Source organism: Pseudoalteromonas fenneropenaei (genome assembly GCF_042643375.1).
Classification (GTDB): domain Bacteria; phylum Pseudomonadota; class Gammaproteobacteria; order Enterobacterales; family Alteromonadaceae; genus Pseudoalteromonas; species Pseudoalteromonas fenneropenaei.
This window is the reverse complement of sequence record NZ_JBHRSD010000006.1, coordinates 1-23546: the sequence shown is the minus strand read 5'-3', so window position 1 is coordinate 23546 and position 23546 is coordinate 1. Positions and strand designations below refer to the sequence as shown.

Sequence of the window (23546 nt, the reverse complement as noted above, 5' to 3'; positions counted from 1 at the left end):
GATAAAATTGCTCAAGTTGAGCGGCAAATGTGTTGCCAATCGCAGCACGCTTAGGGCGGCCATTACTCGTTAATAGCCCAGCCTCAATACTGAGCGGTTCAGTTAAACGTAACCATTTTTTGAGCTGTGCATACTCAGGAAGTTGTTGATTGACCTCTGCAACATGCGCAGCAACTTGGTCATCTGTGATACTTTGATGGGCATACAATAAGGTGCTGAGATAGGGCTTAGCTTCACCAAACACCACAGCTTGCAGCAGCCAAGGTGCAGACAGTAATAAGCCTTCCGGCCATTCTGGGCTAATATTGCGGCCTAAACTGGTAATAAGTAAATTCTTACAACGTCCAGTAATATTGAGTGTACCCTGCGCAAAGGAAGCCAAATCACCAGTCGCCAACCAGTCTGATTGCTCGCGCGCAGTATCGCCAAGGTAACCCAAATACAGCTCACCGCGAATAAAGAGTTGGCCGTTTTCAAGCTTACTTTCGAGGTGTGGTAACACTGAACCAACGCTACCATCTTGAGTTGGATTGAGATTCAGCGCCACTACAGAGCCCGCTTCCGATAAACCATACCCTTGATAGACTGGTAAACCCAATGCATGAGCCTGCGCTAACAAAGCTTTTGGAGTGTGGGCCCCACCTACCGCAATAAACTTGAGGCTAGCTGGCGGCTGCCAACCTTGCACGGCTGCACTGACTAAGGCTTTCAATAACTCAGGGACTAAGATCAAGCTCGTTGGCTGATGCTGGCTAATTGCATTTAATAATGCTGAACTGTCTTTAAGTGCTGCCCCATCAAAACCAAGCTCATGCAGCGCTGGCAGCACAACATTGCCACCTGCAAAAAGCGGGGCATAAATTCCAGCGATGTTTTCTAGTAGCACACCAAGTGGCAGCAAACACAAATGCTTGGGTTTATGCAAAGCAATACTTTGTGCCAAACTGCTCGCTACCAACAGCTGGTTTTTTAATGATAGACAAACACCTTTTGGTTGCCCTGTTGAACCTGAGGTATAAGTGATTTTGCTAGTGCCAGTAAACAAACTAGCTGGCGCACTCGGCACCACGCAATGAATATAGAGCGTCGAATTAAAAACCTTTACACACTCTAACAAAATCAGGTCACTACGTTTATGGTCAGTAATAAAAACTTGTGCGCCAGATTGGTTAATTGCATGGTCAATTTGGGCTGGTGTGAAAAACACTGGCAAAGGCAAGTGCGCTTTGCCGCTCGCCGTTAACGCCAGATCAATCACCACCCATGCGGGGCTATTGTCCATCAAGGTGGCTATACAGTCACCCGGCATAGGTGTAATAAAGTCACTGATTTTGCTGACCTCAGCTTGTAACTCCGCAAAGCGCCAAGTTGAATTGCTATCGGACAAAGCGATATCAGCCTGCCGGTGTGGGCACTGCACTAAAACTGGATTCATGCTTTAAGTCCTTGTGTCAATGCGTCCGCTTGGGCCTGATATTCAGCTGCTAATTTACTAAATAGCGCCACGTTCGCGATTGTGGCGTGAGCAGCTTGCAAATCAACCACACAGGTCTTTGGCTCTGCTTCATAATAACTACCATAATCGTTGCTGCTTGGTACTCGAGCGGGGTCAGCATGGCCCAACTCCAACACTGGCACTTGCAATAGTGCCATTAATTTGCGCACTTGCGCCGTACCAGTGAAAGCAAGGTAGCGAATGTTGTTGGCTAACAATGCGTTAGCAACGACGATAAAATGTGCAATAGTTGCCGAGCGATGAGACGAGCACAGGTTACCCAGCTCCGCAATTGCACTGCGTAGCGTCCCAGGGGCAAGTAAGTTTTCAATGGCATCATCAAGGTATTGTTCAACAAACAGTGCTTCGTGAATTGCCAAACGCAAACCTAATACGCAGACACCTTGTGCAGTCGCTAAATGACTGAGCAAGGGATAAAACTCATGGATATCTGCATTAAATGCTTTGGCGAAACCTTCACGTACTTCTTGTTCTAACAGTGGGCGGCAAACGTCATTCGGTGCTGCGCACACGTAGTTACCACTTTGCTCTGGCATAAGTTGGGTCATTGCTAACATATTCGTCCCCTAGACTGCTTTGATAGTGATAAAGCTAATTGACGAAAATTAAGTGAAACTTAAGGAAAAATATTTTTTTAGAAAAAGCCCAAGTTTTCCGTAAAAGTAAAAAATCTAGTTGATCTACTTCAAAAAAAATTTGGCTAAAGCGTGCAGCTTGGCAAACTCTGGCCTATGCTTGGAAGCAATAAATTGCAAAAGAGACAGCAATGGATTATTTACGTGCCCATGCTCGAGCAATAGATAATTTTGTGCGAGTTGCCAATATTATCGCCAATCTCGACATCATTTTACTTGAAGCCAAAAATCTTTCGCTCACCGCAAAAAATGCCCGCGTTGTTGCATTACGGGCAGGTGATTCGGCATTTGGTTTTAAACCCATTACCAACTTTATCGATGAGTTTTCAGACCAAACTATCCGCATCACTAAGTCGATAGCTGAGTTATCAAATAAACTATTTGCTATGGCACTTGCGGTTGTGCGCGCCAGTGAATTTCAAGCGCACTTACAACGCACCTCAGAGTTGCTTGATCACCCGCAGTTGCTGCATTTAAGACGCGGTGCCAATGAAGAATTATTGCAAAGTGCTCGTGCACTTGAGTCAGCAGTATTTGAGCTCGCAGGTTTTTTTGAGGATATTCAAAAGCATATGCGCAGCGCCGAATACATTGCCGTTACCAGTCGGGTGGAAGCATCTAACGCAGGTGAATTCTGTGATAGTTTGCAATCCGTCTCTGACTTTATTGCTGGCGCCGCCAAGAAAATAAAACAAGCAGTAAGTGAAAACTTGAAAGAGATCAGTCAATTAAGAGGAGCAATGCGTTGAAAGCCACGGAACTGTATAAATCAGCAACGCACAAGTGGATAGTGTTGGGCCGCGACGATACCAAACCTGACAAAATTATTGATACCAACCAGTATATGATTGTCAGTCGAGATGAAGCCATTATCCTCGATCCAGGTGGCATTGAGCTATTCTCGCCTATGCTAGCAGGTATTCTGAAACAAGTTGATTTGCCTCACATTAAATACTTGTTTGCATCGCATCAAGACCCCGACATAATCAGCTCATTGGGGCTTTGGGATAAAACCATACCCAATGCTAAGCTCTACGCGCCCTGGTTATGGGAAGGATTTATTCGCCACTTTGGCATGGAGCATATCGAATATATGCCCATTAAAGACGAAGGTGGGGAACTGCGAGTCGGCAGCGCGACACTAAAATTCGTGCCCGCACATTACCTGCACTCCTCAGGTAATTTTAATGTGTATGATCCTGTCGCCAAAATTTTAATGAGTGGTGATATTGGCGCAGCCTTGGAAGACGCCGACGCTCCGATGTTTGTCGATGATTTCGCTAGCCATATCAAGAAAATGGAGTATTTTCATAAGCGTTGGATGCCATCAAACAAGGCAAAAGCGAACTGGATAGCAAGAGTACGAGAACTTGAAATTAATATGCTCGCACCGCAGCACGGACGGATCTTTAAAGGTGAAATGGTCGATGAATTCTTGACTTGGTTTGCGAAGTTAGACGTCGGTATCGCAAGTTAAATTAGGTTAGTTAAATCACGATTTTCTGCGAGCTTGCAGCCAACTCTGCAAGCTCGCCAAATTGAAACTTAAGTTCGTCTTTAACCTGTTATCGCCGCTATAAATTCTGCCACTGCGACATACCACCGATCTCCGCACAGCAATATACGGCCTTCACCTGACTATTTCTAATCGAGCTCTCTACTGCACTTCGGGATCTGATCAGGCTTATGCTAAAGTGCCTACTCTTCATAGCGACGAGGTGCAATGTAGTGCGTCAGTTTCTTATTCAGGCTTTAATATTTTTGGGGATTTTTATGTCGACAGCCAGTCTTGCCGAGGCAACACCTTCAAGTACAACGCTTTTTGGTCAAAAGCTGATGTTGGATTTTCGCTATTATTGTCAACAAGGTAAGTCAGAGACATGTCGCACCCCAATGACCCAATTACCACCTGAGCTTGCTGATATTATTGCTCGTTATGATATCGGTGGGGTGATTTTATTTTCAGAAAACACCGCTGATACTGCACAAATTGTAAAATTAACTAATGACCTACAACTAGCTGCTAGCCACAGCCCATCTAAGCTTCCGCTATTTATCGCTATCGACCAAGAAGGTGGTCGAGTGGCAAGGATCAATCGCGCTCAAGCCACGTCCTTTACCGGCAATATGAGTATCGGCGCCACTTTTCCTCGTAAAGGAAGCCACTATGCAAGCGCAGTCGCTACAGTCATAGGAAAAGAGCTAAATAGCTTAGGAGTTAACGTCAACTTTGCACCGACTGTGGATGTTAATGTTAATCCACTCAATCCAGTGATCAACGTTCGCTCGTTTGGCGAAAACCCAGACATAGTGGCTACTCTAGGGGCTGCTCAAGTCAACGCATTTGAACAGCAAGGCGTGCTGAGCGCACTAAAGCACTTCCCAGGTCATGGTGATACACACGTCGATAGCCATACTGGCCTGCCTATTGTACATCATGACAAAGCAACAATTACCGCTGTCGACCTTAAGCCATTTACCGATATCATACGCAGCAGTCCACCTGCGATGATCATGACTGCACATATTCAATACCCAGCCTTAGATGATAGTTTGGTCACTAATATGAGTGGGCAAAAAATGCTGCGCCCAGCGACTATGTCTCGCAAAATTATGACCAATTTGCTTCGAAATGAACTTAATTACCAAGGTATTACGATTACCGATGCGCTGGATATGGCAGGGATCAGTCATTTTTTCAGCCCAGCCAAGGCGACCATTGAAACCTTCAAAGCAGGTGTTGATATTGCTTTGATGCCCTTAGCTATTCGCACGCCCAAGGATGTGGTTGCCTTAACTCAGCTATTTACCGAGTTGGAAAACGCAGTAAAAAGTGGCGAACTCAATCACTCAGAGCAACTCGCTTCTTACCAACGTATTGCCACGCTTAAACGCAAGCTTGATAAAACACCTCGTTCAGTTGCTATTGCCGAAACTTTACTCGGCGCGCCTGAACATCGTCAATTAGAAGCTGCTTTGGCGCTTGATGCGATCACACAGGTTAAAAATCAAGGAATAATACCACTGCGTGACACAGCTAAGCGCATCCACATTATTATGCCTGATACGCGAAAATGCCTTGCTTTACAACAAGCACTCAGCAAACTTTCGCCAACCCAGCGCCATTATTCCTGTACGAGTCTACAAGCATTTGCAGAGCCAGACGCCATTGCCGCTATCAAAGCGGCTGATATCGTCATCGCTGCACATGCTTCTCCGTTGCAAAGTGCGGTTGAAATTGGTGGTATGGAAGATGTGCAATTACTGCAACAGCATAAGCTCAACGCTCAGCAGCAACCACTGGCACTTAAAGCGTTACTCAACACTGCGTTAGATCATAAAAAGCCGACGATTTTTATTAGCTTACGTGCGCCTTATGAAATTGCACAGTTTGCGCCCCTCAGTCAGGCAGTATTAGCTAGTTATGCCTATAATGTAGACGTAGATACTGACCAGATTGTCAGCGGTCCAGCTTTTAGCGCATTAGCTAAGGTGATCCTCGGTTTAGCATCGGCAAATGGTAGTTTACCGGTAACCATTATGCGATAGGGAATATATGGACGCACATGCTTCCTTAACTGCACCAGCTGCAATTCGTAAGCTGATCCGCAGTGGCGATTACACGGGCCCAACTTTGGGGTTTGTGCCCGAGTTTTTAAAATGCCACGTTGTAGTGTTACCTAAACATGATGCGTTCAACTTTTTGTCATTTTGTGTACAAAATAAGGCGTTTTGTGAATTGCAAGCCATCAACCCTCATCCTGGTGAGCGGCAATTACCAGCATTGGGGAAGGACGTTGATGCTGCACTAGATATACCCAAATATAATATTTATCAACACGGTCAACAAATTGCAACCGCGCAGAATTTACTGGAGTTCTGGCAACATGACTTCGTTACCTTTTGCCTTGCCAGTGCCTGCGGATTAAAAAGCCGATTAGCTTTAGTGCAGCAACCCTATCAGAATATCAGCAAAGGCTTCCACACCCTTAACTCGACACTACTATTACCCACCGCTACGGAACAATTATCAGTAACACAGGTTTTTGAACAGGCTTGGTTAACGCACGCAGATCTCAGGCATTGGCTAACGCACGCCTACCTGCATCCCATCCCGTTTAATACACCTTTACTGTTTGGTCATTCACCAGAGGGTATAATAGCGACAGACTCGCCTAACCACAGCCAATATACCCCGGTCTACTGGCCAAGCGCAGTAACTTGGCAACATTACATCAGCAGAATGCGCCCAACTTTATGCATTATGAGTGCACCTGAGCATTTGTTGGTTACCGATAGAGCTCTCTTTACATCTTGGCCATAATAACCAAAAATAGGGTCTAAGACTTCGAAGTAAAGATGGTATTGTGATGTGGTTGAACTGTGATTTGGGTGAAAGTTTTGGAACTTGGCAAATGGGGCTCGATAGTCAAGTAATGCCCTATCTTGACGCCGCCAACATCGCTTGTGGCTTCCATGCCGGTGACGCCGATGTCATGGCTAACACGCTGTTACTTGCCAAACAACACAATGTCACGATTGGTGCCCACCCAAGCTATCCGGACAAACAGGGCTTTGGCCGACGTAGTATGCAACTTAGCAAAACAGAACTCGTCAACTGCTTGCATTATCAAATTGCAGCTTTAGACGGCATGGCTAAAGTGCATGGGCTCAACCTTCACTATGTTAAGCCACATGGTGCGTTATATAACGATATGATGCGCGATTCTGCTATCTTGCAGACCGTGATGCAAGCCGTCGCAAGCTATTCTCCCACTCTTAAATTAATGTTACTTGCCACCCAAGCACAATCACAGCATAAGCAACTTGCTGAACAGTTTAAGCTGCATTTGCTCTTTGAGGCGTTCGCCGACCGACTTTATGATGATGCAGGGATGTTAGTTGCGCGCAGTCAACCCAACGCTGTGCATTGCACAGAAAAAACGTTAGAACAGGTGCGCACCTTGAGTCAATTCGGATACGTCACTACTGTGTCTAATCGTAAACTTGTGCTCAACGCGGACACATTGTGTGTACATGGAGATAATCTAGATGCGATTGAGCATATTAAGCAGATCCGAGCTTTGCTAGCACCTGTTTAGCCTTATACCAATCGGGCTAATTAAGTGTTCTATTTTGGGATGAATGATTTTTTGCGATAACGTGGCGTAAGCTTAGTTATTTAGTTATTTAGTTATTCTCAGCAATTGCTCCTGCATTGCTCTACCTCCTGTACCCATGCAGTTGTAAATGAAAAACGTCCAATAAAGCACTTGTGAAATTTGAACAGCCAAATTGACCAAGTATAAATGCAGGTTGATATTACATATTAGTCTTATCGACGCTATCAGACCGTCAACAGTAACAGTTGCTTTAGCATGACTAAGTTTAAAATATCCAAGACGAAAAAAAGGCTGCTTACGCAGCCTTTTGTTAGACTTATGCTTAGTTGCCGCCTGTAGTAGTATTACAGGTTAAACTCACATTCATTGTTTCTGCAGTGCCATCAGCAGTGATAGTTGCAGTTTGGATACCTGCTAAACGCGTATTAACTTTAACCTCATAGGTACTACCTTGAGTTAAGTTAGTCAAGCTGTAGGCGCCACCTTCACCACCGGTCGCGGTTGAATAACCTTTGTTCGGTAAGCGATATTGCACTACTGCACCTGTGATAGGCGTAGTTTTAGTCGTGTCATTTGAACACACGGCAATAACATTAAAGGTTTCATTCACTGGCGTAGCGTTAGGGTTTGTTAATGTGATTGGGATATCACCACACACATTCACTTCTGTAGAACCCGTTGTAAACCAAACGTTGCCATCGAGGTCGTATACACGGACACGTGCTGTTGCGTCAGAGCTGATTGAGTAACGGCTAATAATACCCTGTGACAACAACAGTTTTTCCGTTGAGCCAGGTCTTAAGTAACTAGATACTGTCGCATCTGTAGTATTTAAAGTGATGGCTAAACCGCGTGAAGGAACCGCTGAACCACTTAACAATGCACGAATATTGGTAGGACAAGTCGGTACTGAGCGATTTAACGAGAAGAACGTTAAGTGGTTAGTCGCAAATGTTGCATTAAACGTATTGTTTGCTTCATTTTTTGCGCCAATGGTCGCTTTCGTCGTTTCATTGGTCCACTTCGCTGTTGTCTCATCATAAGACGAAATACTCAACTCATCGCCAGTTTGTAAAGTACGGCCTAATGACGGGATCTGCAAATCTGCAGGTACAGTCATACCAACATTGATCGGGCTAGAGAACTTAGTGATTTTCTTGCCAGTATCATCATTCATTTCAATGTTAGCAACACCTACAGATACCGCAATAGAACTTTGCCCCGCAGCATTCATACCTTGAGGTGTGATCTGCGCAGCTGCACCTGAGGACCTACTCGCAGTTGTCACGTTAAGCGCCACTTTCGTGCCAGTAATGGCATTTCCTGCGCTGTCTTGCATAATTGTACCAGCAGGAACTGTAACTGACGCCGCTGCCGCGCCAGAAGCCACTTCAGCAGTGACATCTTCAGTTGAAGTACCGCCAGAGACGGCTTTTTCAACAACAACGTCACCCACACCAGCCGCCGATTTAGACGTCAAGCCTAGGTCGCTTGTTATGCTTGCTGATTTATCGCTTAAATCAAGGATAAAGCTTTGGGTAACATAGCCAGTAGCGCTTACTAACACCACCAAACTGTTTAATGCTGAACCTTCTTTTAACGTAAACGCGAAGCTACCGTCCGTTAATGCTACTGTGTCCACAGCATTGCCATTCACATCTAACACATTAGTAGCCGGTACATTCGCATCGGTGCCTTGCTCAAAAAATCGCAAAGTCGCAGTAGGAATAACGTTAGAAGTAGCTACATCAGTCACGTTTGCAGACACCACAAAACTCAACGCTGCAGGTACTTCAGGCACAACTACTACCGGAGGCGTTGGCGGCTCTGGAGGATTAACTACCACATTATCGTCGTTATCACTTCCACAAGCGGTTAAAGTTAACGCAGATGCCACAGCAAAGGCGATCAACGTTTTTTCATTCTTAAGCATAAGTCGCAGTCCTTAAAATTCGTCTTTTTACACTATAGAGATAGAGCTTCGCACCGCAATTCACTCTTGGAAGCTATTAACAAACTTCAACATGACACTCTGGAAATCACATCCCTTTGATTTATTTAGGAATAATGAAGACAGCTTCCGATTGTCAACCTTAATTTGTCAGCCATAAGAGCGCGACATCGAGTATGTGAAAAAATGATTCACAGCTCCACGTCCTATAAGGTAGAGCATAAATGAAAAATTTGGAAATAAAATCAGCAAAATTTTCTGATTTTTTAACCAAGTTTACATTGCGAAAGTTAACTTCATATTGTTAACACGACAACGTAACAATGTTAACGAATAAGTATGTCCGTACAGCGGGCGAAATAAGCAGTTACATTAGGTACAACAAAACCTTAAGAAAACAAAAAGGCCGCTTGAAGCGGCCTTTTTAAACTGAATTGAATAACTAAACTTAGTTACCACCAGTTGTTGTATTACATGCGATGTTGATGCTACCTGATTCATCAGTACCGTTAGCTGTAATTGTGAAGTCAGTTGCACCTACACCAGCACCTAGACCACGTGGAACAACGCGCACTTGGTAGCTTGAACCTTCAACTAGGCCAGTTAATGCATAAGTACCAGCTGTTGGTTCACTGGCTTGCTCAAAACCGCGGTTAGGTAAACGGTATTTTACAATTGCGCCAGAAAGCGCGGTTGTTTTGGTCGTGTCGTTTGAACACACCGCAGTCACTGCAAAGTTTTCATTAACTGTAGTCACTGGCGCTGCAGTTACTGCCACATCAACCGTACCACATACTGGCACTTCAGTTTGCGAATCAAACACAACGTTTAAAGATGCTGCATCGAATGCTAAGACACGAGCTGTTGCGTCTGCTTTTAAGTTGTTACGGCTTGAACTGCTCACAGCTGCGCCTGTTGCATTACGAATAACATAACCATCAGATGAGAACACGTGAAACACAAGTTCAGACGCATTTGCACCAGTTACGTTAAAGTTAATACCTGAGGTACACGCTGGCTCTTCTTTAGTTGATGTGAATAGCGTTAAGTGGCTAGTTTGGAATGATGCTGCGTACGTTTTTGATGCTGCATCAAAAGCACCAACAGTTGCAGTGAACTCATCTAGAGTCCATTTTGCTTTGTCTTCATCGTAAGAGCTTACTTTAAGCGTATCACCAGTAGTTACACCAGCAGACTCAGGTACGCTCAATGTCAACGTGATAGGTGACGAGAACTTCTTGATTTTGTTACCCGCGTTATCAAGCATTTCAATGTTTGCAGCAGCAAGAGGCTGGCGAACAGATGTGCTTGTACCGCTGTTTAAGCCAGCAGGGATAATATCACCGATACCTGCTGTTGTAGCAGAAGCAGTTGTGGCAGCAGTCGCTACATTTAAAGACACTTCCGTGCCAGATACGGCATTACCATTTTCGTCTTGTAGTGTAGTGCCTGCTGGTACTGTTACATTGGTATTCGCACCAGCTTGAGTTGCAGTAACAGCAACTTCAGTAGCAACTTGACCTGCACTTACCGCAGCTTTTTCTGTTGCAGCAACAACACCGTTACCTGAAGTTGCAGACACTAAACTAAGATCAGCAGCTACGCTTACAGACTTATCAGTAAGGTCTAGCGCAAAGCTCTTAGAAATATAGCCTTCTGCGCTTACAAGCACAGTTAGCGTAGTCACATCTGCGCCATCTTTAAGGGTAAAAGTATAGCTACCATCTGTTGTTGCAAGCTCAGTGATAGCTTTACCGTTGATGTCAACGATATCAGTAGAAGCCACATCGCCTTCTAAGAAAGTCAGTTTAGTGACTTCAATTGGGGCACCAGAAGTAGAGTTTACAACGTTACCTGATACAGTAAACGATAATGCAGCTGGAGTTTCTGGAACAACGACCACTGGCGGTGTTGGTGGCGTCACAACAACGTTATCATCGTTGTCGCTACCACAAGCAGTTAGAGTCAGCGCAGATACTACTGATAGCGCAAGAAGAGTTTTTTTATTGGTAAGCATAAGCAGTCCTTGTATTCCTAAATTCAGAATAACTTAACCCAAAAAATTTCGGGCGAGTCACATTAAATTCGGTTCAAACTAACTGAACCGCCATCGCCTAAAAACGGGATGATATTTAATATTCAATAAAACACAGGGACTTTAATCACTCCCTGATCATTACTTTTGGCCATTTGGCCTAGCCTAATTTTAGGCGCGCACAATTTAACATAGGACTTTTGTTAAATCTAATGCAATTTGATGAAAGTTTCCCTTTCAATGAAATTTAAGTACCTGATTGTAATCAAACATTACAATCAGAAAGTGGAAAAAGTAAACAAATGGTCAAATCTGAAAGCAAATTGCTAAAAGTGACAAATTACTGAATCAACAGTGACTCGACAATCCATCACGGAATTTATGAAACATGCTAGTATTGGATAGCCTTACGCATTGTTTTGGTGTGAGCACGTTTAGATTTACTGTCAAGACGTTTTGTTTTCGATGAAAAGGTAGGTTTCGTCTCGCGGCGCGCCTTTTGCACCACTGCAGATGACAAAATTAGTGCTTTTAGCCTTGCCAACGCATCTTCTTTGTTTTGTTCCTGAGTTCTGAAGTTTTGCGCTTTTATTATCACTACACCGTCTTTACTGATACGACTATCACTCAGCGCCAATAACCGCTCTTTGTAAAACGTAGGTAAGCTTGAGCGATGAATATCAAAACGCAAATGCATTGCAGAGGAAACTTTATTGACGTTTTGACCACCAGCCCCCTGCGCTCGTATTGCGGTAAGCTCTATTTCCCACGCACCGAGGGTGACTTGATTTGAAATCTCTAACATAAAACTGCCTCCTAGCCTTATTGTACTGGATTAAGTCAGCAGCTCAATTAAAAACAACCTTGATAAGGGATGAGATGTATCTTAAGTATTAGCCAATGAGTTTCCACCTAAGATACATCGCACCTTACCAAACTAAAACACCACGTCGACACCCACCGCCATTACGCCTGTCTGTTCATCTATCACTTTATTATCTACTCGTGAATATTCCACTTTAAACGCCGCGGAAGGGTGGAAGTCATAGCGCATTCCAACTGACCAAGTCGATGTATCAATATAAGCAGACATCAGCGCCAAATTAGTCAAACTGCGCAGACTTGGTGCATTTGGGTTGGTGGGATCGGTAGATACTGGAATAGTACCTAAATCGGGATGGTTAATCGTAAGCGGTACGGTATTAAAACGGCTATTCTTGTGCTTATCTTCATTTTCTTCATATGTGGTATGCAATGTGACGTCACCAAAGCGATAACCTACCGATACAAAAAACTGCTGCTGCGGCGCTAAGGCGCTGTTGTCGACCTCTAGTTCGGTATACTCACCGTCAACTAAAATATTATTGTAATCAATACTAAAGCCTATACCTAAGAAGTAACCTCTATCTTCTTCTGTACGCAGATCGCTCGCTTGATTGGCTAAACCAAACTGCTCAAGTCCGGCAATAAGCTGGCTTAACGACGCTAAGTTACTGGCATCTATACTGACGTCTGCAGTTAGATAAGCAGCCCTAGCACTGAACCAATCACGACTTACGGTCCAATTTATACCTAAAATCGACTTCATTTTCGCTGCATCTGAGTAAGTATAGGCAACGATATCCTCAGACAAATTGCCATATAATAACTGCAGGCTTGAATCCCAACTGCCCAGTACATCATTGCGCAGATAACTCGCCCCTTCATAGGTAGAAAAACTCAGACCATAAACCGATTGCGGTGGCCGCACCCAGCGGTAAGCATAGCCAACATCGAGGTAATCGGAATATTTATAAAACGGAATGCGCATTTTACCCGCGCTGAGCTGCGAGGCATCATCAATATGATATGTGACGTATGCCCACTCGAATTCTGCGTCATAATCATCGCGTCCCCGCGCGATTAATTGTGCTGTTGCTGTTAAGTTATCCTGTAAATCCGCTACAACCTGTACGGCAAACTTAGATTCATTGGCAAACGAAATATCATCATCAAAGCCGTACACGCTTTGCTCGCCACTGGTAGTTTTGCCAGCATAAATAGACGCAAAACCATTTATCCGCACTTCCGCCTGCACCGCGCTACTCACTAACCCTAGTGCAGCGACAAATAGCAGTTTGTTTGATTTGTTCATATTCGAGGCTCCTACTCTTAGAATGTTTGGATAACTTTTACGTCAGCGGTGACTTTAGCCGATGATACAAAGCCAATAAAATCAGGGTTGCTCGCCACTTGTTTAAGTAATTCTTCTTCAGAATCGAATTCTTTTGGTGGTGTACCTTTACCTGTGAAAACTAGCTTTGACCAGTAGGCCTTTAACTGGCTAGACGACTTATTGAGCACTTTGGTATTGAACTCTTCTGATGCGGCATGGCTTTCAAGCAATCTCACCGGTGTGGCTTTAGCACCATCATCGAAAGCTTTAAGTTTACCTGTGAAGATTTTTTCTATACTGGCAGCATCGATATTGGCTTGATTACTAGGATGAACTACCACGCTAATTTCAGCAGCGGCAGAAAAAACGGGTATGAATAATAGTAAGGCAAGTTTCATAGAACCTCCGAAGGAATGTCCAAGGAAGCGCATTTGACATTGTGTTTTAGCGCAGAGTACTTAATGAGCGTAGTCAGCTATCACAAATTTTGCTAGAAACGATAAAAGATTGCGGCATCCGTGCCGCAGCAAGTGCTTGGGAAAATTGGAAATTGCATGTCTGCAAACGCGAAACCTGCGATACTGCGATGAATTAACTAAGGCTTGTGGTTCAAACTAAGTACAGCATGTTGCATCACTAACATGATACCCAGTCACCAACTTTCATCGCAAACCGCACTTTTTTCAGCAGAGTGTGGTTGCATGCACAAGGTAAATCTACTAACGTATAAAGAAAGATTAAAGCTGATTATTTCTTACCTTGACATCGAATTATACGAATGATCACCAACATTAATTACAATCACCTTTATTACTTCTGGCAAGTTGCAAAACACGGTAGTATTGCCGCCGCCAGCAAAGTACTGTTCCTCACCCCACAAACGGTGAGTGCACAGATCACCGCCCTTGAAGAGCGCCTTAATAAACCTTTATTTGTTCGCGAAGGCAGAGGTTTACGACTCACGGAATTTGGCAAAATTACCCAACAATATGCCGATGATATGTTTGCCATTGCCGAAGAGTGGTTGGAAACCACACAAGGGGAAACCTTAGGTGGTGTGCGCTCGCTCAAAGTCGGAATTTCAGACGCCATTCCCAAATCTTTGGTTTCTAAGTGGCTAGCGCCTCTGATTGACAATGACCGCATCACCAATTTGCATTGTATTGATGGTCAACAAGCGGAACTGCTGGCGCAAATGGCAACCCACAAGCTGGACTTAGTATTGGCCGACAAACCACTCGACAGCACCACTCCCTTTAAGGTGTTCTCGCACGACCTCGGTAAAAGCCAGTTAGGATTTTTTGCAACGCCTGCCACTTATGAGCAAGCGCGGGGAAATTATCCCCATGCTTTGTGCGATTGGCCAGTAATCTTACCTGCCAAAAACAGCCCAATGACCAACGCCATCTACTTCTGGCTCAATGAACTTGGTCTTGAAATTAACGTGGCAGGTCATGTGGATGACAGCGCGTTAATGCACGCGCTAGGGCAGCAAGGTTTTGGCATTTTCCCCGCGCCAATCGCAGTAAAAGCAGAAATTGAACAGCGTTATGGCGTCCACTTTATCGGCCCTATCGACAACGTTTACCAGTATTACTACGCCTTTACACCGGACAGATTAATCAAAGACGCTATCTATGCTGAATTTGTACGTTATGCACAAAGTGCTGCAACTCAAGCTTAATAACTAAAAGGCGCTTACAGCGAGGTTGCAAGCGCCTTTATGAGTGCACAATAAGCCAACTTCTCCGCTAGGCTAGGCTACGCAGCAAGTTTTGCGTGTTTTGTCGCATCGTGCGTGCGACCAACAAATAACCAATACTGGCCACAAACATCGCGCCTACTGCGGGGCCTAATAGCCAAACATAGGGGTGAAAGGTACCTTCTAGCTGGAACAGCTGGCGTTGTAACACAAACAAAGTGATGTCACTGACTAACGCTGCAACCATGCCCGCAATGCCACCTAACATTAAAAACTCATATAAAGTGGCCAGCTTAATTAACCGCCCTTTTGCGCCAAGCGTACGCAGAATAACCATCTCTTGCATACGCTCAGCAAGGCTAGCCTGCACTTGCGAAATAAGCACTAAAGCGCCACTTACCAGCACAATCGCAAGAACAAAAGAAATCGCTAACGACACCTGATCTATCATACTTTGCGCCTGCTCTAAGCGACTTTTGATGTCTATCATAGAGATAGTTGGGTGTTGTTGCATTAATCGGCTAATGGTAGGAATATCCTGCTCAGTCAAATGCGCCGCGGTAAAGTAAGTTACTGGAAACTGGCCAGCCAAATTGGGACTAAAAATCATCACAAAGTTAGGTTTGAGGCTATCCCAGTTGACTTTACGAATACTACTTACCTTAGCATCAATGGTCTGTGTGCCAACCAAAAAGCTCAGTGTATCGCCCAGTTTAAGCTCTAGGCGCTCTGCCGCATCTTTTGACACAGACACTTCTAACTCTTCAGAATCCGCAAACCACTGTCCTTCAAGGATTTCATTGCCCTCTGGTAAATCTGCTTGCCAAGTCAGATTGAGCTCGCGGCCTATGCCTTCTCTTGCTTCGCTGTCAACTTCCTCGCCTTCTTGTAACGATGCTCGACGCGCAAACAATTCGCCATTGAGTGCATTCACCCGTCCTAAAAATACTGGGTAAAATGCCTCATGTTTGATATTGGCACGCTTAAATTCCTCGCCAATGGCAGCTACCGCGGGTTCATTAATATTAATGAAAAAAGCATTGGGTGCATCAGCAGGTACACTCATTTGCCAATCTGAGATCAAGTCATTCTTGAGCACCACTAAAAACAGCATTAGCTTAATGGCAAGGGCAAAACTGATCAGCTGTACCGCATTGGCATTTGCGCGCTTTTGCAACGTAGCAATGGCTAAACTCCAACTTGAACCTGGGCTCAAGCCCAATTGACGACTGACTTTGAAAATGACACGAGCCACTAAAAACAGTACCGCAATGACCAAAGCCGTTGCTGCAAATAAAATCCCAGTGGTTTTAATGTCACCGCTAAAGAGCCACATTAAGGCGAAAATGGTGCTTATCGACAACGCCAGATGAATGCGGCTGAGCGCCAATGTATCACCGAGATTACGCCGCAGTACCCGCAGTGGTGGAATATCAAATAAATCTAAAAGTGGTTTGAGTGAGAACATCAAAGCACAGACAGCACCAATGCTAACTGCCAACAGCCAAGGTTTGACACCCGATACCGGCAGTTCAGCACCCATCAGTTTCGCCAGATAACTGACACCAATATCTTGCAGCACATAACCACACAGTAATCCGACAGCAACCGCAACAGAGGTGACTAATCCCAAATGCAGCACAAAAATGTTGCGGATGGTCGCACGACTACCGCCCAAGGTTTTCATCATCGCCACGGGGTCATACTGACGCTCACAATAGCGTTTGGCTGAAACCGCCATTGCAACTGCGGCAAGCATAATACCAAACAGCCCCGCGAGGAGTAAAAAACGCTCTGAACGCGCAAGGTTCTCACCTAAAGGCGATTGTCTATCTTTGATCCCTTGCCAGTTTTGGTTCTCTTTTAATCTAGGTTTGAGCCATTGATAGTATTCTGTTAGTTGTTGCTCACTCGCCGAAAATAGCAAACGATAAAAGACGCGACTGCCCGGCTGAACAGCTTGAGTTAGGGCAATATCTTGATAATTAATCAGCACGCGCTTATCACCGGCTAGCGAGAAAAACGGCGCATCTGGTTCTGCCACCAACACTTTACTGACCTTGAAATGTCCCGCGCCAATTTCGACCATATCCCCCACTTGCAACTGCAAAGTGTAAAACAGGCTTTCGCTTAGCCATGCTTCGCCTTGGGCTGGAGCTGCACGTAATTCGTAGGGAACTGCATCTAGCGTATCTTTGAGTTTCATTTGGCCGCGTAACGGGTATTGCTCAGTAACCGCTTTGATACTACCTAGCACCAATTCGTCATTGGCAAATAACATAGAATCAAAAAACATCTGCTGCGCGGTGCTGATCCCCTGCTGCTCGGCCATTTCCAACAAGGTTGGGTCGAACTCATGATTACTGGATAATCGTCTATCCGCAGCAATAAAGTCTGCCGATTTTTGCTCGATATTGAGGCGAATTCGCTCAGTAACAGAGGACAAACTGAAGACCGTTAATACTGCCAGTGCAATGGCGGCAAGGATAATGTTTAATTCTCCACGGCGTAGTTCACGTGAGAATAACTTCAGCGCTAACTTAACCCACATGCAATGCCCCCTCACCGTCGCGGATCTGCGCCAGTTTGCCGCCTTCAATGTGGATGATCCGTTGGCACTGTTTGGCTAAGTGTTCATCATGTGTAACTAAAACCAGCGTAGTGCCATGCTCACGGTTAAGCTGAAACAGCAGTTTTTCAATAAGATGGCCGTTTTTACTGTCCAAGTTTGCGGACGGTTCATCAGCGAAGAGAATTTTCGGCGTGCCAACAAATGCCCGTGCAATCGCTACGCGCTGTTGCTCGCCGCCAGATAATTGTGACGGGTAGTGGCCAATGCGGTGACTAAGTCCCACTTGCTCGAGCAGTTTTAATGCCTGTGCCTTGGCATTTTTATCGCCAGCCAGCTCTGCGGGCAACATCACGTTCTCTAGTGCTGTTAGACTCTGTACCAACATAAAAGACTGGAATACAAATCCCACTTTTTCAGCACGAATTTGTGCGCGCTGCTCTTCATTACGTTCACCAAGCGGCTCACCATCGAGATAAACTTCACCTGCCGATGCCACGTCTAAACCCGCCAATAAACTCAGCAAAGTGGATTTACCAGAACCTGATGCGCCCACAATCGCGACGGATTCGCCCGACTTGACACTAAAATGGATATCGCTAAGGATAGTGAGCGCACCTTCGACGGTGTTTACTCGCTTACTGAGTCCCTTGACCTGAATGATATTTAACTGAGACAGCACTGACATGACACGTAAATTCCTCTTAATTTTGACAGTTTTCCTATTACCCTGCTTTTCATTATTTGCAGCGCCCACTGTCACAAAAATAATGTTAGTTGGCGATAGCTTAAGCGCCGGCTATGGATTAAAACAAGAACAAAGCTGGGTTTATTTGTTACAAAATAAATACGTCCAAAGCCAAGAAGCGATCGAAATCATCAACACTAGCGTGAGTGGTCAAACCACTGACAACGCGCTGCTCAAGCTGCAAACCCAACTGGCGACACACCAGCCTAGCCATGTTTTGATTGAACTCGGCGGCAATGATGGTTTGCGTGGATTCCCGATTAAAGTGTTAAAACAGAATTTACGCGCATTGGCCGAACAAAGCCAACAAAGTGGTGCCAGCGTTGCTATTATGGCGGTACAAGTGCCACCTAATCTTGGCCCCCGCTATACCCAACTGTTTGCACAAAGTTTTGCAGATATCGCGAACGAAACTCAAAGTTACTTAATGCCGTTTTTTATGACTGAGATTGCAACCGATCCAACCTTAATGCAGAACGACAATCTTCACCCTAATGCTAAAGCGCAACCCCAAATTGCAGACTTTATGGCTAAGGAAATCGCAACATGGTTAAACAAAACGAATTAACCCAACGCAGTTGCGAGGCCTTGATACCGTACATGACAAAATAAACGCGAGTTAAATTAGCGACTTAATCCAAACACCATTTTACCTGTGACAGGTTACCTAGCATGGCGAAGTTATGGCTAGGTAATTTGCCGTGGTGACGTTGTGCCCGCCACCGCCCTAGCAACCTAGCCAGGTCAGCACTAGACGTTTCAACTAAATACCAGTTTCGTCGTTCACACCAATAAAAAGCCAACTGTTGCCACGCTTTGGCAATTTGTAGCGCCTCACTGAATTGACAATCGATCATGGCACTAAGTTCACGGTAATCCATTTGCCTATCACCGCCATACAGCAGGGTAAAACGGTGTCTGCGGCGTAACTTAGTCAAGCGCAGCACACCACGTTTGCGGGCTTTGTGAAAGGGCTCTGGCTCACCAAAGGGCACCCAGACACTGATAATGGCACCACAGCTAAACTGCGCACGCTGTTTAGGATGAAACCAACAGCTTTGGTACGCAGGCCACAGCGCTTGTAACTTAACAGCTCTGGCATGGCGAGCTCCTCTTTGGCAGGGCGTTGCTGCAAAGTTTCGTAACATCTGTATCGTTCTCATTCTGGCCCGATTAAGGTAGAGTAGTCAGAATTTTTACTTATTTTTATAATAACAACAATTAGGACGAGTCTATGTTAAAACCAAGTCTTATCGCAGTGGCCGTGGGTATAGCCAGTTTCCAAGCGGTTGCTAACGAATACATGATTGAAAAGTTAGCGAAGCCAACGTTCCAAAAAGTAACGTTGCAGCTCGATCCCAGTGCTGATAAATTCAGTGGCAGTGTTGTCATCGACCTAAAAATCTTAACTGCAACGAAGTATATTGAGTTAAGCGGCCGAGATTACAGTGTCGCGATGGCAAAATTAGTTGGCGAAAGCGAATGTGAACTTGCCAATCAAATCCTCGAAACTGGTAAAGTCCGCTTTAGCTGCGAGCAAGAATTACCCGCTGGCAACTATCAACTTATGATTGATTATACCGCGCCTTATAACCGCCAAAGTGTAGGCCTGTATAAAACCGTAGATCAAGGCCAACCTTACTTATTTACCCAGTTTGAAATGAGCGATGCACGTCGCGCTATGCCAGTGTTTGATGAACCCAGCTATAAAATTCCATTTCAATTAACGATTACTGCACCAGACTCACAAAAGGTCTATGCCAATACACCTGTTTTAAAACAAAGCTCGAAAAACGGCCTAACTACCCACGAGTTCGACAAAACCCCCCCTATCCCGTCTTATCTGGTGGCGATGGCGGTCGGTCCGTTTGAAAGCAAAGCCGTACATGGTATGGCTGTGCCAGGAAACATCATTGCACCGCAAGGCAAAATTCACTTAGCGGACTCAGCCGCGAAAAATGTACCGCCAATCTTAAAAGCGTTAGAAGACTATTTTGGTCTACCTTACCCATACCAAAAGCTTGATTCTGTTGCTTTACCTGAATTCCCATTTGGCGCCATGGAAAACGCGGGTCTCGTTACTTATCGTGAAGACATATTACTGGTTGATCCAAGCGTTTCAACTCGTGGCACTATGACGCGTCATCTTTCTGTTATCGCCCACGAGCAAGCACATCAGTGGTTTGGCAACTTAGTCACAATGAAATGGTGGAATGACCTGTGGCTTAACGAGGCATTTGCAAGTTGGATGGCCGCTAAAGTTACCCAACAGCTTTATCCAGAGCTCGAAAACCACCTAAGTTTGCCGCAAAATCACGTTATGGCGCTAGATGCACAGTTGTCGACTAAACCAATCCGCAAGCCGATTAAAACCGAAGCTGATATTATGGATGGCCTTGGCCTTGCGTACAACAAAGGCTCAGCAGTGTTGTCTATGGTCGAAAACTGGATTGGAGCTGATGCGTTCCAGCAAGGCATGCGTAACTACATGAAAAAGTACGCGTTCAAAAATGCCGAAGCTGCTGAGCTGTGGGATGAACTTGGTGCGAGTGCGAAAAAGGACGTCGCTGGCGTGCTGAAATCCTTTATTGAGCAATCTGCGTACCCACTTATTGCCGTCAATGTAGCAGGTAAGACACTGACTTTAAGCCAATCGCGCTTTGCCAATGCAGGCGTAGCCGCGCCAGCTCAACTTTGGCAAGTGCCCGTGACGATAAAATACGGCAAAGGCCACGAGGTACGTACCACACAAGTGTTATTAAGTGATGCACAAGCCCAGTTGCAGCTCGAATTTGTACCGGAGTGGATTTACCCAGACGCCGGCGCTTTTGGCTATTATCGTTGGCAATTAGACGACAAGCTGACCACAGCGTTGCTTGATAACGCCACTATAGTTCTTGATGATCGCGAACGTTTAGCACTCCTTGCTGCCACCGATGCGTTGTTAGAGGCGGGCAAAATTAACGCTGATACTTTACTTAAAACCATTCAAACCTTTGCCAACGACGACCAACCAGTAGTCGCGCAAACTGCACTGAAAATGTTAGCGCAACAAAAAGCGATTTATGTGCAAAATGATACCGAAACGCAGTGGCAAAAGTACGTGCAAACTATCGTCACGCCATTGCTCGCAAAATATGGCTTAGAGGCAAAAGCTGGCGAAAAAGAGTCGGTTGCTTCACTGCGTGCCAGTTTGATAAACATGCTTGGTTTTGATGCTAAAGATGCTCAAGTTATCGCAGAAGCCCGTAAACAGGCGCTTCTTTATGTTCAAGATCCAGCCAAAGTAGACCCTTATCTCGCTGGTGTGTATCTCAATATTGCCGCCTACAACGGCGATAAAACACTGTTTGCAACCTTCAAACAACACTTTGAAACCACCACAGATCCACAAGTCCGTACTAAGCTGCTTATTGCACTGAGTCATATCGGCGATTTGACGCTGCAACAAGAACTGCTTGAGTATGCCATGGCTGATAAAGTAACGGCATCCGATATGCGTATTTTGTTCGGCGGCTTAACCAAGGGCAAAGCGCGTCAACAAAACGCTGGGCAGTGGATCTTCGCCAATTACGACAAGCTGGCTGCAAAAATGCCACCCTTTGCGCTACCTGCCTTACCTCAAGTGACCACCGAAGGCTGCGAAGTCGCCAGTTGGCAGCAAACCAATGATTTCTTCGCTGAAAAAGTCAAAGCTGTGCCAGGCTATGCACGAACGTTAGAAAAACTGCAGGAATCAGTACGTACTTGCTATGCACTTAAAACCCGTGAAGCGAGCCACGTCAACGCGTTTCTAAAAAGCACACTGTAGCGACAAACCTCAAGTCAGCCTGCTATTGGCTGGCTTGAGGATAACCCTCCCCCACCAAGCTAGCTTAAGCAGCTGAAAAAAACATTAAATTCTGTAGTAACAAGTCCTCTTCGCACTCGGCGCATCTAAGCAGCAGACCGCAATCAAAATTAAACCTTTTATTTTCATTTAATACACATTTAATTCTTATTCTTTTGCTCTAATGGTGTGGTGAATAAGCTATTCAACCTCCTAGCGCAAAAGTATTAGCGCAATAATGCTGCTCTTTTGACCTAGGAACTGTAGCTAACCACACACAAACTGTTAAATTTTAATCCTGAATTTGAATTTATTGTTACTTTTGTATTGATAAATTATTTTTGTTCATGTTTAATTAATCAAGAGATTAATTAAATAAGACAGGGCCACTTGTCATCTCCAGAGCAAAACGTCAGGGATTAGGGAGAATATCATGTTTTTAGGATGTACAAAGGAGCTGTTAATTGTTCTAAACGCAATTGAGCAGCTAAAACAAGCTATTGAAAACAAATCTTTAGATACGTCTTCTGTTATTGAAGTACTTGAATTCGCGGAACCTAATGAAATACTGCTGTTACTTATCGAAAAACACACATTCAGTCAAAAAGCCGTAATTAATGTTGGCTTTCCAGAGGAGTTTTGTCAGGTTTTAATGGATGTGGGAAGTCAGGAACAGTTTCATAACATTAATTTATTGCGTTCGTTATGTAAGGCACGCAACCCTTTATCAGATATTGTGCTTTACGACGTTGATAACCCAGACTGCCCTTACTTTTCTTTAGTGGCGTTTAACAACCGCCGCTCCAATAAGGCTGCCCCAGCCTCGTATCTGATCCAACTCATTTTACCTTATCTTCACCGCGCCAATGTTGCTACGCATCATACCCTTCGCATTGCAAACAATAGCACCAACCCTCTGAAAATCCTCACTTGCCGCGAGCGAGAAGTGCTAGATTGGATTGCGTCTGGCAAAACCAACAGCGAAATTGCAATGATTTTGGGTATTAGTCCATTTACAGTGAAAAACCACGTTGCCAAGATTTTGGAAAAGCTCAATGCACCTAATCGCTCTGCGGCAATGGCCCTGACAGTCTCGCCTTTGCACTTCGCAGAGTAAACTGCAATTAGCCTAACGCTTGTGCTCAACTCATTGTCACTGCAATTAATCACTACAAAAACTAAGTTACAATAAAACCCACGCTCGTGGGTTTTATTCAGATTGATGATAAACCCTGCTTTTTTAAGCGGGGTTTATTTTTTCGATAGTTAGGTCGTTTTTTCTA

General features: G+C 44.9%; 17 protein-coding genes and 2 pseudogenes. 9 read left to right on the top strand and 10 right to left on the bottom strand.

Features of this window, described 5'->3' with window-relative positions; genetic code table 11:
• Positions 1-7: 7 nt before the first annotated feature.
• Positions 8-1435, bottom strand: a pseudogene (locus tag ACFOEE_RS03070) (AMP-binding protein); the annotation flags it as partial.
• A complete protein-coding gene (locus tag ACFOEE_RS03065) occupies positions 1432-2073 on the bottom strand; it encodes a thermostable hemolysin (protein WP_377120804.1) in 642 nt (213 codons plus the stop codon). The pseudogene ACFOEE_RS03070 and the gene ACFOEE_RS03065, both read right to left, overlap by 4 nt.
• Before the next feature lie 209 nt (positions 2074-2282).
• Between ACFOEE_RS03065 and ACFOEE_RS03060 the strand changes: the two genes are divergently transcribed.
• From ACFOEE_RS03060 to ACFOEE_RS03040, 5 genes are all read left to right on the top strand, one after another.
• Positions 2283-2900 carry a chemotaxis protein gene (locus tag ACFOEE_RS03060; protein ID WP_377120802.1) on the top strand — a complete coding sequence of 206 codons (618 nt, stop codon included), beginning with the start codon at positions 2283-2285 and terminating at the stop codon, positions 2898-2900.
• On the top strand, positions 2897-3628 hold the full coding sequence (locus tag ACFOEE_RS03055; protein ID WP_377120800.1) for an MBL fold metallo-hydrolase: 732 nt from the start codon (positions 2897-2899) through the stop codon (positions 3626-3628). Before ACFOEE_RS03060 ends, ACFOEE_RS03055 begins: the two co-directional genes overlap by 4 nt.
• A gap of 296 nt (positions 3629-3924) precedes the next feature.
• Positions 3925-5700 (top strand): glycoside hydrolase family 3 protein, encoded by a 1776-nt coding sequence (locus ACFOEE_RS03050; RefSeq protein ID WP_377120798.1) that lies wholly within the window; start codon positions 3925-3927, stop codon positions 5698-5700.
• A gap of 7 nt (positions 5701-5707) precedes the next feature.
• Positions 5708-6475, top strand: coding sequence for a hypothetical protein (locus ACFOEE_RS03045; RefSeq protein WP_377120796.1), 768 nt, complete (start codon positions 5708-5710; stop codon positions 6473-6475).
• Between the two features lie 46 nt (positions 6476-6521).
• Positions 6522-7253: a 5-oxoprolinase subunit PxpA gene (locus ACFOEE_RS03040; RefSeq protein WP_377121061.1), complete on the top strand. Its 732-nt coding sequence runs from the start codon at positions 6522-6524 to the stop codon at positions 7251-7253.
• Between the two features lie 343 nt (positions 7254-7596).
• On the opposite strand, the gene ACFOEE_RS03035 is transcribed toward ACFOEE_RS03040, so the two are convergent.
• The 5 genes from ACFOEE_RS03035 to ACFOEE_RS03015 form a co-directional block, all read right to left on the bottom strand.
• A complete protein-coding gene (locus tag ACFOEE_RS03035) occupies positions 7597-9207 on the bottom strand; it encodes a hypothetical protein (protein WP_377120794.1) in 1611 nt (536 codons plus the stop codon).
• Positions 9208-9673: 466 nt separating this feature from the next.
• On the bottom strand, positions 9674-11242 hold the full coding sequence (locus ACFOEE_RS03030) for a hypothetical protein (RefSeq protein ID WP_377120792.1): 1569 nt from the start codon (positions 11240-11242) through the stop codon (positions 9674-9676).
• Between the two features lie 409 nt (positions 11243-11651).
• Positions 11652-12065: an alternative ribosome rescue aminoacyl-tRNA hydrolase ArfB gene (gene arfB / locus ACFOEE_RS03025; protein WP_377120790.1), complete on the bottom strand. Its 414-nt coding sequence runs from the start codon at positions 12063-12065 to the stop codon at positions 11652-11654.
• A 132-nt stretch (positions 12066-12197) separates the two neighbouring features.
• A complete protein-coding gene (locus ACFOEE_RS03020; protein WP_377120788.1) occupies positions 12198-13394 on the bottom strand; it encodes a porin in 1197 nt (398 codons plus the stop codon).
• A 17-nt stretch (positions 13395-13411) separates the two neighbouring features.
• Positions 13412-13813 (bottom strand): phosphate ABC transporter substrate-binding protein, encoded by a 402-nt coding sequence (locus ACFOEE_RS03015; protein WP_377120786.1) that lies wholly within the window; start codon positions 13811-13813, stop codon positions 13412-13414.
• A 380-nt stretch (positions 13814-14193) separates the two neighbouring features.
• On the opposite strand from ACFOEE_RS03015, the gene nhaR reads away from it, so the two are divergent.
• Positions 14194-15099, top strand: coding sequence for a transcriptional activator NhaR (nhaR, locus tag ACFOEE_RS03010; RefSeq protein WP_377120784.1), 906 nt, complete (start codon positions 14194-14196; stop codon positions 15097-15099).
• Between the two features lie 67 nt (positions 15100-15166).
• On the opposite strand, the gene ACFOEE_RS03005 is transcribed toward nhaR, so the two are convergent.
• Complete coding sequence (locus ACFOEE_RS03005; protein ID WP_377120782.1) at positions 15167-17668, bottom strand: ABC transporter permease; 2502 nt, start codon at positions 17666-17668, stop codon at positions 15167-15169.
• Positions 17658-18299, bottom strand: a pseudogene (locus ACFOEE_RS03000) (ABC transporter ATP-binding protein); the annotation flags it as partial. The pseudogene ACFOEE_RS03000 and the gene ACFOEE_RS03005, both read right to left, overlap by 11 nt.
• Before the next feature lie 73 nt (positions 18300-18372).
• On the opposite strand from ACFOEE_RS03000, the gene ACFOEE_RS02995 reads away from it, so the two are divergent.
• Positions 18373-19002, top strand: a complete 630-nt coding sequence (locus ACFOEE_RS02995) for an arylesterase (protein WP_377120778.1) — start codon at positions 18373-18375, stop codon at positions 19000-19002.
• Positions 19003-19066: 64 nt separating this feature from the next.
• Here the strand turns inward: ACFOEE_RS02995 and ACFOEE_RS02990 are convergent, their stop codons facing one another.
• Positions 19067-19582: a hypothetical protein gene (locus ACFOEE_RS02990; RefSeq protein ID WP_377120776.1), complete on the bottom strand. Its 516-nt coding sequence runs from the start codon at positions 19580-19582 to the stop codon at positions 19067-19069.
• Between the two features lie 86 nt (positions 19583-19668).
• On the opposite strand from ACFOEE_RS02990, the gene ACFOEE_RS02985 reads away from it, so the two are divergent.
• On the top strand, positions 19669-22245 hold the full coding sequence (locus ACFOEE_RS02985; protein ID WP_377120774.1) for a M1 family metallopeptidase: 2577 nt from the start codon (positions 19669-19671) through the stop codon (positions 22243-22245).
• A 451-nt stretch (positions 22246-22696) separates the two neighbouring features.
• Complete coding sequence (locus ACFOEE_RS02980) at positions 22697-23380, top strand: helix-turn-helix domain-containing protein (RefSeq protein ID WP_377120772.1); 684 nt, start codon at positions 22697-22699, stop codon at positions 23378-23380.
• The last annotated feature ends 166 nt before the right edge of the window (positions 23381-23546 follow it).